The sequence below is a fragment of the Paenibacillus camelliae genome, assembly GCF_023715345.1.
GTDB lineage: Bacteria > Bacillota > Bacilli > Paenibacillales > Paenibacillaceae > Pristimantibacillus > Pristimantibacillus camelliae.
In genome coordinates this window covers 123,624-138,302 of the sequence record NZ_JAMBNY010000012.1, presented here as the reverse complement: position 1 = coordinate 138,302, position 14,679 = coordinate 123,624, and the positions used below count along the sequence as shown (strand labels likewise).

At 44.6% G+C, this 14,679-nt stretch carries 14 protein-coding genes and 1 pseudogene; 11 read left to right on the top strand and 4 right to left on the bottom strand.

The features are described 5' to 3' along the window. The first annotated feature begins 12 nt into the window (after window positions 1–12). The 8 genes from M3180_RS17375 (at window position 13) to M3180_RS17340 (ending at window position 5,851) form a co-directional block, all read left to right on the top strand. The gene (locus tag M3180_RS17375; protein ID WP_251669805.1) at window positions 13–390 is read left to right on the top strand and encodes a hypothetical protein; all 378 of its coding nucleotides are present in this window, start codon (window positions 13–15) and stop codon (window positions 388–390) included. Window positions 391–466: 76 nt separating this feature from the next. Continuing rightward, window positions 467–1,018, top strand: a complete 552-nt coding sequence (locus M3180_RS17370) for a DUF402 domain-containing protein (RefSeq protein ID WP_251669803.1) — start codon at window positions 467–469, stop codon at window positions 1,016–1,018. Window positions 1,019–1,022: 4 nt separating this feature from the next. Then, the gene (gene lepB, locus M3180_RS17365; RefSeq protein ID WP_251669802.1) at window positions 1,023–1,547 is read left to right on the top strand and encodes a signal peptidase I; all 525 of its coding nucleotides are present in this window, start codon (window positions 1,023–1,025) and stop codon (window positions 1,545–1,547) included. A gap of 14 nt (window positions 1,548–1,561) precedes the next feature. Then, window positions 1,562–1,999 carry a ribonuclease HI gene (gene rnhA / locus M3180_RS17360; RefSeq protein WP_251669801.1) on the top strand — a complete coding sequence of 146 codons (438 nt, stop codon included), beginning with the start codon at window positions 1,562–1,564 and terminating at the stop codon, window positions 1,997–1,999. Continuing rightward, window positions 1,996–3,147 (top strand): tRNA epoxyqueuosine(34) reductase QueG, encoded by a 1,152-nt coding sequence (gene queG / locus M3180_RS17355; RefSeq protein ID WP_251669799.1) that lies wholly within the window; start codon window positions 1,996–1,998, stop codon window positions 3,145–3,147. The genes rnhA and queG overlap by 4 nt, the downstream gene beginning before the upstream one ends. A 90-nt stretch (window positions 3,148–3,237) precedes the next feature. Continuing rightward, complete coding sequence (locus tag M3180_RS17350; RefSeq protein WP_251669797.1) at window positions 3,238–3,498, top strand: YneF family protein; 261 nt, start codon at window positions 3,238–3,240, stop codon at window positions 3,496–3,498. A 32-nt stretch (window positions 3,499–3,530) separates the two neighbouring features. Beyond that, on the top strand, window positions 3,531–4,121 hold the full coding sequence (folE, locus tag M3180_RS17345) for a GTP cyclohydrolase I FolE (protein ID WP_251669796.1): 591 nt from the start codon (window positions 3,531–3,533) through the stop codon (window positions 4,119–4,121). Between the two features lie 254 nt (window positions 4,122–4,375). Next, a complete protein-coding gene (locus tag M3180_RS17340; RefSeq protein WP_251669794.1) occupies window positions 4,376–5,851 on the top strand; it encodes a UDP-N-acetylmuramoyl-L-alanyl-D-glutamate--2,6-diaminopimelate ligase in 1,476 nt (491 codons plus the stop codon). Window positions 5,852–5,931: 80 nt separating this feature from the next. Here M3180_RS17340 and M3180_RS17335 read toward each other — a convergent pair whose 3' ends face one another. Next, the gene (locus M3180_RS17335; protein WP_251669792.1) at window positions 5,932–6,639 is read right to left on the bottom strand and encodes a methyltransferase domain-containing protein; all 708 of its coding nucleotides are present in this window, start codon (window positions 6,637–6,639) and stop codon (window positions 5,932–5,934) included. Window positions 6,640–6,807: 168 nt separating this feature from the next. Then, complete coding sequence (locus M3180_RS17330) at window positions 6,808–7,785, bottom strand: alpha/beta hydrolase (protein ID WP_251669790.1); 978 nt, start codon at window positions 7,783–7,785, stop codon at window positions 6,808–6,810. A 219-nt stretch (window positions 7,786–8,004) separates the two neighbouring features. Between M3180_RS17330 and M3180_RS17325 the strand changes: the two genes are divergently transcribed. After that, on the top strand, window positions 8,005–8,754 hold the full coding sequence (locus M3180_RS17325) for an IclR family transcriptional regulator (RefSeq protein WP_251669788.1): 750 nt from the start codon (window positions 8,005–8,007) through the stop codon (window positions 8,752–8,754). Window positions 8,755–9,002: 248 nt separating this feature from the next. On the opposite strand, the pseudogene M3180_RS17320 reads toward M3180_RS17325, so the two are convergent. Further along, window positions 9,003–9,512, bottom strand: a pseudogene (locus tag M3180_RS17320) (DUF2798 domain-containing protein). 342 nt (window positions 9,513–9,854) lie between these two features. Between M3180_RS17320 and M3180_RS17315 the strand changes: the two are divergent. Then, window positions 9,855–11,597: a methyl-accepting chemotaxis protein gene (locus M3180_RS17315; RefSeq protein WP_251669786.1), complete on the top strand. Its 1,743-nt coding sequence runs from the start codon at window positions 9,855–9,857 to the stop codon at window positions 11,595–11,597. 85 nt (window positions 11,598–11,682) lie between these two features. Here the strand turns inward: M3180_RS17315 and M3180_RS17310 are convergent, their stop codons facing one another. After that, a complete protein-coding gene (locus tag M3180_RS17310) occupies window positions 11,683–12,552 on the bottom strand; it encodes a helix-turn-helix domain-containing protein (protein ID WP_251669784.1) in 870 nt (289 codons plus the stop codon). 122 nt (window positions 12,553–12,674) lie between these two features. On the opposite strand from M3180_RS17310, the gene M3180_RS17305 reads away from it, so the two are divergent. Then, window positions 12,675–14,633, top strand: coding sequence for a glycoside hydrolase family 127 protein (locus tag M3180_RS17305; RefSeq protein WP_251669782.1), 1,959 nt, complete (start codon window positions 12,675–12,677; stop codon window positions 14,631–14,633). Window positions 14,634–14,679 lie beyond the last annotated feature (46 nt).

The following is a 14,679-nucleotide window of genomic DNA, read 5'->3' as shown; positions in this document are numbered from 1 at the left end:
GGATGTGTCACCATGATTAGGAATATGAGCTGCTTCCTCCTATTCATTTTTATCATTATATCGTTGCTAGGGTGCGCAGCGAAGGATAATGAAGTTATTTACAGAGGAGAAAGTCAGAACTGGCGAGCGTCTTATACGATTTCTACATCACCTAAAGGTGAAAACTATGACGTTAACTGGCAGCTCATTTATGTTGGTCAGACGATTCCGAAGAATAATGTCATTACTTATGAAATAATAAGTGAGCACTCTAATATTAAAGCGGATGTTAAGCTTATAGGAGATAGAACAGAAGGAAAAAGCTCGACGTATTTTTATGATGAAAATGAAATCATACAATTCATAATTACAATAGATGGTGAGGAAGAGCGGGTTGTTCTTCAGCATTAACAATTATAGGGAAAAAGAGACAGCAGCCTACTTCGTATTGTATAATAATAGGCAACAATGAAGGGAGGCATGCAGAATGAAGCCATTTGAGCAATGTGTAATTAAAAGCTTTAAGCATGATGGACATGTGCATCGCGTCTGGCAGCAAAATTGGCTCGTTCCGCATGCCGAACTACTAGCGCCGCATCAGCAGGAGCATATGATTGTTATTGTGAATCAACAAACACCAATCGTTGAAGCCAACGGCAAGCAATGGGTTAGCCGCGTGCCGGCTGTATCATTTTTCATACCGGGATGCTGGTATAACGTTGTTGCATTGCTGGAGGAGAGCGGTATACGGTACTATTGCAATATTGCTTCCCCGCCTTATTATACGCAAGGTACGATTACGTATATTGACTATGATCTTGATGTGCTGCTGACGCTAGACGGCAGATGTGTCGTTGTCGATGAGGACGAATATGAGCAGCATAAGCAGCTCTATCATTACCCGCATATTGTGGAGGAGAGAGTACAAGCTGGCTTGCATGAGCTGTTGCAGCGCATTGAACAGGGAGAGGCTCCATTTCATGAACAGCAAGTTAATTATTACTATAATAAATGGATGGAGTTAAATGGAGAGGGGTAAGTTGATGCTTTCAGAGTTATGGGATTGGGTTAAGACGATTGCTATTTCTTTCGTTATTGTATTTTTAGTACAAGCATTTTTATTCTCGCCGGCGATTGTAAGCGGCAGATCGATGGAGCCCACGTTATCAGACAGACAGTGGCTTTTTTCTAATAAAATTGTATATTTGATCGGCAAGCCGAAATTTGGCGATGTTGTCGTGCTTAATAATCCTAATCGTGCGGTGGAGAAAGACAATAAATATTTTGTGAAGCGTATCGTTGGTGTTGGCGGCGACCATATTGAGATAAGAGATGGCGAGCTCTATCGCAACGGAGAGATGCTTGAAGAGGAATACACGGATTCAGTGATAGAAGGACGGGATGTTGTTAATGTTACCGTACCCGATGGACAGTACTTTGTTATGGGCGACAATCGAAAGCTCATGATGAGTAATGACAGCCGTAGCTTCGGACCTATAGATGAGGATGAAATTATTGGTCGTATCGATGGTGTGATATGGCCGTTATCAGAGTTTAAGTGGTTTTAATTGGAGGCAAAAGCGTGAAGGAAGTAACGATCTATACAGACGGTGCTTGCTCAGGTAATCCTGGTCCAGGTGGCTATGGGGCGATGCTTTTTTACGGCAAGCATGTCAAGGAGCTTAGCGGTGGAGAACGAGCAACGACAAATAACCGGATGGAAATTATGGCTGTCATCAAAGCACTAGAAATTTTGAAGGAGCCATGCCACGTTAAGGTTTATAGCGATTCTGCTTATGTCGTGAACTGCTTCCAAAAGGGCTGGATCTATGGGTGGCTTCGTAACGGTTGGGTTAATAGCAAGAAGGAGCCTGTCGAGAATCAAGATCTTTGGAAGCAGCTATGGGGCTTGATGAAGCAGCATCAGGTACAATATGTGAAAGTAAAAGGGCATAGCGACAACGAGTACAACAATCGCTGTGATGAGTTGGCTCGTGCCGCTATTAAAGGTTATCGATGATGACAATAGATCAATGGAAACAATTAAAGCAAGATATGAAGGAAGCAGCAAAGGATTTAGGCATTGACGCCATAGGTGTGGCGTCGCCGGATCCTTTTGTTACGTTAAAGGAGCGATTAATTCGTCACCGAGCACTAGGCAGGGAGTCTGGCTTTGAGCCAAAGGATATTGAGCGCCGGACGAACCCGTCCCTATTATTCGATCGACCGAAGTCCATCATCTCGATTGCTGTTGCCTATTCCACGAAGCTGGAGAATGCTCCAAAGTCCGTCGAAGGTGCTAGACGCGGCATATTTGCGCGAGCTTCCTGGGGCAATGATTATCATCATGTGCTACGAGATCGACTAAGCAAGCTGGAGCAATGGCTGCGTGAGCGTGTGCCAGAGCTGCGAGCGGAAAGCATGGTAGATACGGGAGAGTTGTCTGATCGAGCGGTTGCGGAGCGAGCAGGGATAGGCTTTAGTGCAAAAAACTGCTCCATTATTAATCCAGAGCTAGGCTCATGGATATATCTTGGGGAAATGATTACGAATCTGCCGTTAGAGCCAGATGAGCAGGTAACCGAGCAGTGCGGCAGCTGCACGAAATGCATCGACGCTTGCCCAACAGGTGCGCTTGTAGGTCCTGGAGAGCTCGATGCACAGAAATGTGTCTCCTTCTTAACGCAAACGAAAACGATGCTAAGTGATGAGTATATGCGCAAAATCGGCAATCGCTTATATGGCTGTGACACCTGCCAAATCGTTTGCCCGATTAATCGAGGGAAAAACTGGACCCAGCATGAGGATCTGCAGCCAGATCCAGAGCTTGCTAAGCCGCTGCTTATTCCGTTGTTGTCACTTAGCAACAAGGAGTTTAAGCAACAATTCGGACATGTGTCGGGTGCATGGCGTGGTAAGAAGCCTATTCAGCGCAACGCCGTTATTGCTCTGGGTAACTTCAAGGATGTCACCGCTATTCCCGCGTTAAGAGAAGTGCTACAGATCGATTCTAGAGAGGTGCTGCGAGCTACAGCAGCGTGGGCTTTAGGCAGAATAGGCACGGATGCTTCTTCGGAGGCGCTTCAATCGGCATTGGCACGTGAACAAGTTGACCTTGTCATAGAGAGCATTCAAGAAGCGCTGGTGCAGCTGGAAGCAACAGAATAGCATGGTCATTCGTTGCTAAAATAGCCGCTTCATGGTATGATACTGGGATGTCAAGCTATCATTGTATAATTGAAAGGTCAAGGTGAAACAATGGCGTGGTATGATGTAGTAATTCCTATTGTAACGCTTGTAGTAGGGTTGATTGGTGGATTTGCGATCGGAGTATTCTACCTGCGCAAGCAGATTGAAAATATGCAGAACAATCCTGAGATGATGCAGAAGCAGCTTGCTAATATGAATCCTGAGATGATGCAAAAAATGGCGAAATCGATGGGCTATAATTTAAACAGCAAGCAAATGCAAAAAGCTCAGCAAATGATGAAAAACCAGAAGAAGTCTCCTCGTAGATAGAAACGAGGAACAGGAGGGAGCGAACTTACAGGATGGCGGGTAAGAAGGATTACGTCAATTCCCAGGTTTCCAGCAACCGAGAAAAAATAGAGGATCATATAAAGGAAATACTGAAGCTAATTGGTGAGGATGTAGAGCGCGAGGGTCTTATTGAAACTCCAGCTCGCGTCACACGCATGTATGAGGAGATTTTTGCAGGCTACGAGGTAGAACCGCGAGAAGTGCTCGGTGTTGTATTTGATGAAAACCATGAAGAGCTCGTTATCGTTAAAGACATCGTTTATTACAGTCAATGCGAGCATCATATGGCTCCGTTTTTCGGGAAGGTACACATCGGATATTTACCAAGTGGTAAAATTGTTGGTCTAAGCAAGCTTGCTCGTCTTGTAGAAGCTGTCTCTCGTCGTTTGCAGGTACAAGAGCGTATTACTTCTACGATTGCGAATGTACTTGATGAAGAGCTTGATCCGCAAGGGGTGTTTGTCGTGGTTGAGGGTGAGCATCTGTGCATGTGCGCACGTGGTGTTAAGAAGCCTGGAAGTTTGACGATTACGACTGCTGCTCGTGGGTTGTACAAGCATGACGCAGCGCTTCGCTCTGAATTTATGCAGCTAATTAAATAAATGTTTCACATAAGAAGACGGTCGGTTGCTAGCTAGCAGCTGATCGTCTTTTTTTACTTAAGCAAGATGCTCGATTTCTGTGTTAAACGTAAACTGTATACTCGAAAAAAATTAGAGTATAATGGCGAGTAGGTAGAAAACATCTAATCAGTCGCAATTTTTTGTGTATATGGCATATAAGCACGCATAGCATGAGATACAGAGTAAAATGGGTATGGATATAAGCTCATCAGAAAGCTAAAGGAGTGTTATCTATGAAATTAATTGAGTTGATAAAGCCATTATTGTTCGCGAAGGTCACGGGAAATACGGAGGTCGAGGTGACCGGCATTCATAATGATTCGCGAGTCATCGAAGAAGGGTATATGTTTGTTTGTACGAAGGGTGCGAATATGGATGGTCATGACTACATTCCGCAGGCCATCGAGCGAGGTGCAAAGGTCATCGTCGTCGAGCAGGATGTAGAGCTAGCTGAGGGCATTACCTATGTTCAAGTGCCGAGCACAACAAGAGCAGCATCAGTTATCGTTGATCGTTTTTACAATTCACCAACATCTAAGCTTAAACTCATAGGTGTCACTGGAACAAACGGTAAGACGACAACGACGAATTTGATTGAGCATTTACTTACTTACCATCAGCATCCTACTGGTGTGATCGGAACGATTGAGATTAGATACCCAGGCTATCAGGAGGAGGCAAAGCTGACAACACCGCTTTGCTACGACCTGCAGCGTTATTTTAACGACATGGTGAAGGCTGATGTGGAATATGGCGTGATGGAGGTATCCTCTCATGCGCTACATCTCGGACGAGTGCATGGCTGCCAGTTCAAGACTGCTGTATTTACGAATTTGACACAGGATCATCTCGATTATCACAAGACAATGGATGCTTATGGGCAAGCTAAAGGCTTGTTGTTTGCTCAGCTTGGCAATACGTATGACGAGCCGAAGTATGCGGTACTGAATGCAGATGATCCATGGAGCGAAGCCTACGCGCAAGGTACGAGTGCCCAGCTAATCACATACGGTTTAAATGAGAAAGCGCTAGTTCGTGCGACGAATATTGTTATCACCGCCTCAGGAACAAGCTTTACGCTAGAGACGCCAATCGGCTCAACAACGCTGCAGACCTCGCTTATTGGAAAGTTCAACGTCTACAATCTATTAGCAGCGATTAGTGCAGTGCTGCCAGAAGGATTGACGCTAGCTCAGATTAAGGAAGCGATAGAGAGTGTGAAGGGCGTAGCAGGACGATTCGAAGCGGTGCAGCAAGGACAGCCGTTTGCGATTGTGGTTGATTATGCACACACACCAGATAGCCTGGAAAATGTGCTAACTACGGCACGCCAGCTAGAGCCTCGCAAGCTTATATGTATCGTTGGCTGCGGCGGAGATCGAGATCGCACGAAGCGTCCGATCATGGCTGACATCGCGATGAACCTCGCAGATCAGGTATACTTTACGTCTGATAACCCGCGTACAGAGGACCCTTCAGCAATACTAGATGATATGACAGGACATTTATCAGCTGAGCATTATACGGTGATTGTCGATCGCAAGGAAGCGATTGAGCGCGCCATTGAGGGAGCGGGCGAGGGTGACATTATTGTTATTGCCGGAAAAGGTCATGAAACCTATCAGATTATCGGAACGGAGAAAACGCATTTTGACGATAGAGAGGTCGCTCGTGACAAGCTAGTAGAGCTTGGCTTTACAGCAAATTGATACGCTGCAATATACAAAAGGGCGCAGAGTCGGCTTCTACTTTCCACTTTGGATTGTAGAGGTCAACTCTGCGCCTTGCGTTATCGCTTAATGATTTCTAGAAATCGATCGGCTGCGGGGAGGAAGCGAAAAGTGGTGCTTCTCAGCCTTACTTCAGCGTGCTGCTCCTGCAGCCTTTCAATGAGCAGTGGCAGCTTCGGATATATCTCATTGCGAAAGCCGACTAACGGGTAAACGACAATGCGTCCGCCCTGCTTCGTTACTCTTAACATCTCCAGCAGCGCTTCTAGATGAAAATTCTCATCAAATTGCTCCTGATATAAAAACAGAAAGTGATTACAGCATACAAGCTCGAAGGTGTGATCGGGAAAAGGCAGCTTAGGCAATGCTCCAACCACATAGCGGGAATGAGCACTGTTGTTCCGGTAATGTGCAATAAACTGCTGCAGTGACGCTTGTCGCAGCTCATCATGCTCCTGAAGTGAGGCATAATCCTTCCATACGAAGGCATGCTGCTTCGCTGATAGCTTGGCGGAAGCAAGCTCATGCTCTGCTAGGCCATGCTTCTGCATCGCATTCGGTGTGAGCTTGTAAAGCGGGTCACAAGCATACGCTTCATAGCCTCGCTCACATAGCTCAGCGGTAAAGGAAGAAGCGCCTGAAGCTACGTCTAAAACTTTACCGTGGCGAGGGAGCTCATCTTCAAGTAAAAACATACGACAATATTCCTTGAAGGAACGACAGGTCATAGCTACACCTTGCTGATCATACAAAGTTTCATTATTCATCTTACATCTCTCCTTGTCTCATCTCATCTAACTCGTCTCGTTTAACTCATCTCGTCTATCACAGCAGAACTCATAGATGAATCAGCTGTAGCTTGAATTATACCCAATAATTTACAAAAAGAAAAGCAGAAAATCCAGTGGATTTCCTGCTAGTTTGCTAGTTTATCATTAGAATGAGCTTAAAAACTGCGAAATGTTTTTCATATACTGATTAGGATCTTTACGAAATAACAGCTCATGCATGCCGCCCTCAATAACCCAAAGTCTTGATTGATGTAGGGTCTGATTGGCAGCTATACGTTCAGCGATGTATACATCCGCCTTATTATCCGCTGTACCGTGAATAATAAACAGTGGTATATCATAGGTTGTTTCCAGTATAGTTTCTGCTGGAGTGTTCGAAAAGCTATGATTCGTCCAAAGTGGAAGCAGCTTGCCAATAATGGAGGTCGTCGGATATTTAGGAAGACCGATGTATTGTTTGATATTCGTATATAGCGTTTCAGGACTTGGTAAAAATAAGCTGTCTAATATAAGTCCGTCAATATGCTCTGTTTCTAACGCAGCCTGTAGCGCTGTTCCGCCGCCCATCGAAAAGCCCCATACAATGATTCGATCGGCTCCTCGCTCCTTAGCGTAATCAACAGCAGCCAGCAATTGATTTTTTTCTTCAGAGCCCCAAGTTGCGGGTGCGCTGTAGCTTTTAGAGGCGTAGCCATAATCGAACATGATGACGTTATAGCCAAGCTCGTGCATTAGCTCTGCTAAGTCGTACATGGGAACCCAGCTTTCCTCGCGGTTAGCCCCGTAGCCATGTGATAGTATGATCGTTTGCCCTGACTCCTCACCTGATGCTGCTGACCTAGCAGGGATGAACCAGCTGTCTACGGTTGTGTTGCCGCTACGACTGGGATAGACGATTACCTCATAGCTCAGATCCTTTTTATCACTAGGGTTGCTTTCCAGTGGAGGGACGTAAGGGAATGCAAGATTCCATGCGATGATCGCATGACTAACGATGACGATAATGCTGATAAAAGCAAGCAAGGATACGGTGCTCGCCACGGAGAAGTGAGTCAGCTTAGATTTACGCGTCGTCTTGAAGCTAGGTATGGGTGTATTGGTTTGCAGTGGTGCACGACTCATGTTGACTCACCTCTTTATCAGCAGTTTAATTTAATGCTAAGCCGACAAGTTTCGACTGTCAACTGGAACTTTTCTCATAAAATTAGTCTTATAGATAGAGAGTCTTACAAATATAAATGAGAAGTGTTATCATTGAATTTGAAATTAGTTTTATTGTGCGAAACAATATACTGTTAGTTACCGAATATGCGTGATACAATAAATGTAGGAGGGATGCTCATGGATGAAGGAAAAAATACCGTTCGATCGGTAGAAAGAGCGCTCGATATTTTGATATGCTTCACGATTCGTCCAAGCTGGGCTATGACAGAACTAGCTCAACAGGTCGGTTTACATAAAAGCACCGTACATCGCATGTTAGCGACGTTGGAAGAAAAAGGTTTTATCGAACGAGATGCTGCAACAGATCGGTATCAGCTCGGACTAATGGTGTGGGAGCTGTCAGCAGTTCTTTCAGCTACGAATGATCAATCCATGATGTGGCAGAAGGAAATGGAAAGATTGCGTGATCAACTTGGAGAAACGATCAGCATCTATGTTCGCTCTGGAGTAGAACGGATTCGAATTCAATCAGTTCAAAGCAATGAGCCTGTTCGTAGAGTAGCGCCTGTTGGTGCTCGTTTTCCTTTATATGCAGGGGCATCAAGCAAGGTGCTTATTGCCTATGCGAGCCAAGAGGAACAGCAGGAAATATGGCAGCATCCGACGTGGCAGCTAAGAGACCAGCTTACGATGGATACCTATCAAAGTGAGCTCTGTGATGTGCTAGAGCTTGGATATGCCGTTAGCTTTGAGGAACGAGAAAGCGGAGTTGCGGCTGTATCGGTACCGATATTTGATCGGGAAGGACAGATTATAGCTGCACTGGCTGTATCTGGACCATCGGGTAGGCTGACGCTGGAAAGTATGCGTGAATATGCTCCGATTATGCAAAGCGCAGCTAAACGAATGAGTATGATGACAAGATAGCAGTGAGATAGCTGCTTTAAGCATGTATATATTAATCGAGAATCTCCTTATGCATAAAACATGAATAAGCAGCGGTGATACGATGTTATGCTGCCTGTTCGTTCATGCAGAAGGGGATTTTTTTGATTATTGCTAAGTTCATTCCGATGCTGATCATTCACAAAAAAATAACCGCCCATAGGGGCGGTTATTTAAGTTAATGCACGTCAATTAGCGATGGTTAGTGTCAGCATGTTTTGGCTACCTGCCTAAAAGCTTTGGCTTTTCATTTTTGCTCTGTTAGTCTGTCTTGCATGTATTTTTTTCATGGCAAACCTTGCTATTGGCTGAGCAATTAATAACTCAATCCAAAATGCGATGCCAAAGTTTCTAAACCAACTATGAAAGAAGTTTTGGAATGGCTCTAAGCTAATTTGTCTAGTACCGACCCATGTTCCTATTATGGTGAGAAGAATGGATAAGATCGTAACGTTCAAAAATATAGTCAATAACACTCTAGCATTAAATCAATCGGTTTGTCCTACCAGTTTTGGCATGATTTTACCGACCAATGGTCCCGCAACCAATCTTACCAGCAGAACGACGATCACCCACATAAAAGGGATGATTTTTAGTGTTTCGATGTAATTTTCTTTCGTGAAGCCACGTTCCATCCCCATAATCATAGGTGCGATCGTGTTTACTGAAATAATGGAAACAATCAGTAAAAATAATATGCCTTCTTTTGCGTTTTGTGGCAGTCTTTCTTCCTTATACATAGTTTCCCCTCCGAAATATAATCTTCGGATGGTAGACGTATCTTACGACATATATTTTTGGACAGTATACCTATTCCAATATCTCTACACACCGATTCAAAAATTATAACAACTTAATTCATGAATGAAAAGATAATTTCTACATCATCCCAAATAAAGTAGCCGTATTTTTAATAAAAATTAACTCTACATCTGCTCACATGTAAAACCGATAATAGTGGTAGGATATAGCTCTTAGGTCTCAGGCAGACACTCATCGTTCTCAAGTTTATCCTAACATACAGCAGCATTTTGCAGTTCCAATCTATACGTTACTTACATCATGTGAAGGAGTGAACAGCAATGAAGAAATGGATAAAAAACAAGAGCTTTTTGTTCAGTAGTTCTTTACTATTAGGTATTCTGTGTATGACGCTTACGATGGGGATGAACTATCTATCGTATGAAGCCCAGCATAAGGCTATCTTCAATGAATTTACCATTATTGGTGAGAAGCTTCAGGCGCTATCACAAGCGAATACAGCGTTGTTTGAAGCGGTTGAGAACGGGACAGGACAAGCAGCAGAATCTAGTGAGCTGGATACGTTGAAGCGACTACTGAATGCGATGATTGACGATGAGGTTGTTGCTAATGCCTATTATCTAAAGATAGAGACGATACAGAATGAAGGACGGGACGTGCTTCAATATATTCAGGTTTCCGATTCAATGGCTGAAGCGGGCTTGCAGGCAGGAGGTAACTATGTACCTAGTGCTGAATATTATGACTCATTCTTAAAGGCAGTCTCACAGGGAGCGGTACTTACTGAGGATTTTAAGGATGATTACGGAACATGGATGGCATATCTTGCACCAATTAAAAGCGTGGACGGAAGTACGATTGCCTTGCTTGGCATCGAATACGATTATGACAAGCTACAATCTAAGCTAAATCATCTAATTATAAAGAGTACAATCATTGCGATCGTGGTGTCGGCAAGTGCTATCTCCATCGTTATATTACTTGTTAGAGTGATCGTTCGACCGCTGCGCGTGCTTGTTCAGTATGCAAAGGAAGCAGCAAATGGAGACTTAACCATTCAGGTACCAAACACCAATCGTAATGAGATTGGACAAGTAGCACAATCATTTAATGAAATGGTAGCAAGCTTAAGAGAGTTAACCTATCGTGTTGAGCATACAGCGAAAGAGGTTTCTGAAGCGTCATTTACAATGAAGGAAACCGCGAGTCAGGCGGAAAGCGTAACGCAAGACATATCCACTTCGATACAAAGCTCAGCAGCTGGTGCCGAGAGCCAGCTGGCGAGTGCTCAAGAGTGTCAGCGAGCGATGACAGAGATGACTATTGGCATTCAGAAAATTGCTGATTCCTCCTCCACAGTTTCTGAGCTCGCTACAGATACGTCACAGCTGGCAGCTGGGGGAGAGGCGATCATTAATCAAACCGTACAGCAAATGAATAAGATCGAGCAGCAAGTGACAGGTGCTTCACATATTATGCAGGAGCTGAACGAGTCCAATATACATATTAATGATATAATCGTTCAGATTACTGAAATTGCTGATCAGACCAATCTGCTTGCGTTAAACGCATCCATTGAAGCAGCCCGTGCAGGTGAATCAGGAAAAGGCTTTGCCGTTGTTGCCCAAGAAATCCGTAAGCTTGCGGAGCGCTCTAAGGAATCATCGCATGAGATTGCAACGATGCTGCAGGAGATCGGAACGAAAACCGAGGCAGTAGCGACTGTGCTAAATGAATCAGCAGATGAAACGCAAACGGGTTCGGAGCTGGTTCATGCTTCAGGTGAATCGTTCCGCTCCATTCTGCAAGCGGTCAATCAGGTTTCTGCACAGGTGCAGGAGGTATCGGCAGCATCGGAGCAAATGTCAGCAGGAAGCGAGGAGATCGCGGCTTCCATGGTTGAGCTCGAGCAGATGGCCCATACATCTGCCTCTCGTACGCAGGAGATCGCAGCAGCTTCTGAGCAGCAGCAGACGGCTGTCGAGGAAGTGTCGAGCTCCTCACAGCGACTGCAATCTCTCGCTCAGCAGCTGACAGAAGCATTAGGCAAATTCAAGGTATAGACGATCGTAACTATGTTTTTTGACTAAGAATGACAGCTTACAGCCCAATGGTTAGTTCACACACTAACCATTGGGCTGTAGTTATTTAATCGTAATATTTTTTGCGGAAGCCTGAAGGCGAAATTCCAACATGCTTTTGAAAGCAGTTTGCAAAGTAAGGTACATTCTCAAAGCCAACTGAGCTTGCAATATCGGAGATCGTGGCATGCGTGTTCAGAAGCATCGTTTTGGCTTGGTCTAAGCGAAGCTTCGTCACATATTCGTTAGGGGTATAGCCATAAACCTGCTTAAGTGCTCTAGTGATGTAATTGTAGTGATAATTAAAGGCATGCGACAATGATTGATTCGTAATTTGCTGCTCATAATGATTGCGAAGATAGTGCTCGACTTGCTCCGCGAGCCGAACGATGCTGCTAGTTTGAGCTTGATTCTGCTTCGCGTCCATCATCCGCAGCAGCTCCTCAAAGGCATACTGCTTTTGCCAATAGGCTTTAGGTTCCACGTGCTTGCTTGCTTCGTTCATCTGCTCAATTAGCTGATAAGCCTGCTGTGGAAAGCTTAGCTTCATAGACTTAGGAAGCTGCATTGTATATGGGGATGGATTGAAGCATTCCTGGTGGGCTTCGACTTGAAATTTATAATGAATTTGCTCCGTTTCGATCCATTCATTCACCGTTTGGAAGTGGATCCAGTAGAAGGAGGTAGCCTCTTTAACCGGCTCCACGCTGTAGTGGTGGCGGTCGGGAAGAAGGATGAGCGTTTCACCTGCTTCAAGCCGCCAGCTGTTGTCCTCCTCCGCTAAGTGTAAACAGCCGTCTCGTACAATAATAAGATCGAATAAATTAATGCGGTGTCGATTCGGATGGGAATCTCCGATCTGGTAGTCTGAAAATCCACTTTCTAAGTAGTAAGGGGAAGGCGGACTATTAAAATAAATATAGGCAGGCTCCTTCATGATAACACCCTCCTGTATGTGTGAGATATTATAAGTTTTAGTTGATATTTTGTATCGATTTACTAGTATATTAACACATACAATAACATTAGTAAGTGTGAAATTTAAGTAGGAGGGATAATATGGTCGCAACGATTAATCCATCTAAATTTGTCTCAATGAAGCAGGTTGAACTGAATGATCCATTCTGGAATCAGTATACACAGCTCGTTCGAGACGTTGTTGTTCCTTATCAATGGGAGGCAATCAATGACCGTGTTGAGGGCGCTGAGAAGAGTCACGCGGTACAAAACTTTAAAATTGCAGCGGGGTTAGCTGAAGGCGAGTTTTATGGCTTCGTGTTCCAGGATACAGACGTTGCCAAATGGTTAGAAGCGGTTGCTTATTTGTTAATGAAGCAGCCCAATGCTGAGCTTGAAGCTATTGCGGATGAGATGATTGATATTATAGAGAAGGCACAGGAGCCAGACGGCTACCTAAATACGTACTTCACGATTAAGGCACCTGACGAAAAGTGGACGAACCTTACAGAGGCGCATGAGCTGTACACTGCTGGTCATATGATTGAAGCAGCGGTCGCATATTATGATGCGACAGGAAAGACGAAGCTACTTGATATTGTATGTCGCTTGGCAGATCATATCGCTGAAGTATTTGGTGATGGACCAGGCCAAATTCAAGGCTATGACGGTCACCAGGAGATCGAGCTTGCACTTGTGAAGCTGTATCATGCTACGAATAATGAGTCCTACCTTAATCTAAGTAAATATTTTATTGATAAGCGTGGTACGAACAAGTTCTTCGAGGAAGAAGCAGAAAAACGAGGCTGGACGAGTATATGGCATAAAGGCCGCATACATATCGATCACTCGTATTTTCAGGCTCATAAGCCGGTAAGAGAGCAGTCTGAAGCAATAGGCCATGCGGTGCGTGTCGTTTATATGCTTTCCGGTATGATCGATATTGCTAGAGAAACGAATGATAAAACGCTGCTTGATGCAAGTCGCACATTGTGGAATAACATTGTAAGCAAGCAGATGTATATAACGGGCGGAATTGGTTCAATGGTACATGGGGAAGCCTTCTCATTTGACTATGACCTGCCAAACGATACTGTATATGCGGAGACATGTGCTTCGATAGGATTAATCTTTTCAGCACAGCGCATGCTGCAGCTCGAGCCACATGCACACTATGCTGATGTGATGGAGCGCGCGCTTTACAATACCGTTATTTCGGGAATGGCGCTGGATGGAAAGCATTTCTTCTATGTGAATCCGCTTGAAGTTTTCCCTTCGCAATGTCATAGAAAGAATCATAACTATAACCATATCAAGCCAGTACGTCCAGAGTGGTATGGCTGTGCCTGCTGTCCTCCAAACTTGGCGCGCTTGCTATCTTCTCTAGGAGACTACCTATATTCTGTTCGTGACAACACGATCTATTCCCATCTATTTATTGGAGGGAAGACTAAGGTTGAGCTAAATGGTGCAAGCGTAGAGATTACTCAAACCTCTGAGCTGCCGTGGAAGGGTAACGTATCCTATGAGATCCAGCTAGATGCAGCAGCTCGCTTCGGTATAGCAGTACGCATTCCGAGCTGGTCCGAGCAGGCGAAGATCCTGGTAAACGGCAAGGAAATAGAGCTTGCAGCTATAATGAAGGATGGCTATGCTGTCATCGATAGAGAATGGAGCAATGGAGATACGATCAAGCTGGAGCTGGATCTATCCATTAAACGTATGAAGAGTCATCCGAGCATAAGAGCGAACGCTGGCAAAGTAGCTTTGCAGCGCGGACCGATCGTATATTGCATGGAGGAAGCAGATAATGGCGCAAACTTGCAGCATGTCCGCTTGCCTAAGGACGCAGCGTTAGAGCTAAAGTTCAATGAACAGCTAGCTGGCGGAGTCGTCACGATTGAGGCTGATGGGGTTATTGAAGATCTTGAGACATGGAATGATGACCTATATGCAGCGAACGTAGAGCTTCAACAAAAGCCTAAGAAGCTAACCTTTATCCCTTATTACACGTGGGCCAATCGCGGTGAAGGTGAAATGATGGTTTGGGTAAAAGAATAGTAAATATGAAGACTTCACTTAGTTCCGACTAGGTGAAGTCTTTTTT

Excerpts from the sequence above, each read along its gene's own strand:
- M3180_RS17375 (WP_251669805.1), top strand. The coding sequence starts at position 13 with ATGATTAGGAATATGAGCTGCTTCCTCCTATTCATTTTTATCATTATA.
- M3180_RS17370 (WP_251669803.1), top strand. The coding sequence starts at position 467 with ATGAAGCCATTTGAGCAATGTGTAATTAAAAGCTTTAAGCATGATGGA.
- lepB (WP_251669802.1), top strand. The coding sequence starts at position 1,023 with ATGCTTTCAGAGTTATGGGATTGGGTTAAGACGATTGCTATTTCTTTC.
- queG (WP_251669799.1), top strand. The coding sequence starts at position 1,996 with ATGATGACAATAGATCAATGGAAACAATTAAAGCAAGATATGAAGGAA.
- M3180_RS17350 (WP_251669797.1), top strand. The coding sequence starts at position 3,238 with ATGGCGTGGTATGATGTAGTAATTCCTATTGTAACGCTTGTAGTAGGG.
- folE (WP_251669796.1), top strand. The coding sequence starts at position 3,531 with ATGGCGGGTAAGAAGGATTACGTCAATTCCCAGGTTTCCAGCAACCGA.
- M3180_RS17340 (WP_251669794.1), top strand. The coding sequence starts at position 4,376 with ATGAAATTAATTGAGTTGATAAAGCCATTATTGTTCGCGAAGGTCACG.
- M3180_RS17335 (WP_251669792.1), bottom strand. The coding sequence starts at position 6,639 with ATGAATAATGAAACTTTGTATGATCAGCAAGGTGTAGCTATGACCTGT.
- M3180_RS17330 (WP_251669790.1), bottom strand. The coding sequence starts at position 7,785 with ATGAGTCGTGCACCACTGCAAACCAATACACCCATACCTAGCTTCAAG.
- M3180_RS17325 (WP_251669788.1), top strand. The coding sequence starts at position 8,005 with ATGGATGAAGGAAAAAATACCGTTCGATCGGTAGAAAGAGCGCTCGAT.
- M3180_RS17315 (WP_251669786.1), top strand. The coding sequence starts at position 9,855 with ATGAAGAAATGGATAAAAAACAAGAGCTTTTTGTTCAGTAGTTCTTTA.
- M3180_RS17310 (WP_251669784.1), bottom strand. The coding sequence starts at position 12,552 with ATGAAGGAGCCTGCCTATATTTATTTTAATAGTCCGCCTTCCCCTTAC.
- M3180_RS17305 (WP_251669782.1), top strand. The coding sequence starts at position 12,675 with ATGGTCGCAACGATTAATCCATCTAAATTTGTCTCAATGAAGCAGGTT.